The following is a 255-nucleotide window of genomic DNA, read 5'->3' as shown; positions in this document are numbered from 1 at the left end:
GCCGTCTCCTTCACCGGCAGGTCCGTCTGCTGCTGGCCGTAAACGGCGGCCGTCGAGGAGAAGACGAAATTGCCGATGCCGATATTCTGAAGAAGATCTTCATCGAAAACGACATCGAGGCGATCATCCATTTCGCCGGCTCCGCCGTCGTGCCGGTGTCGGTTGCCGATCCCCTCGCCTATTACGACAACAATTCCGGCAAGACCCGGACGCTTCTTTCCGCCTCGATCAGGGCCGGCATCCGCAATTTCGTCT

The 255-nt window shown here is 59.2% G+C and carries 1 pseudogene; it reads left to right on the top strand.

What is annotated here, in order from left to right:
- Window positions 1-65: 65 nt before the first annotated feature.
- Window positions 66-255 (top strand): annotated as a pseudogene (locus EOD29_RS33245) (NAD-dependent epimerase/dehydratase family protein); the annotation flags it as partial.

This window comes from Mesorhizobium sp. M1A.T.Ca.IN.004.03.1.1, from assembly GCF_003997555.1.
GTDB lineage: Bacteria > Pseudomonadota > Alphaproteobacteria > Rhizobiales > Rhizobiaceae > Mesorhizobium.
This window is presented reverse-complemented; position numbering and strand designations above follow the sequence as displayed.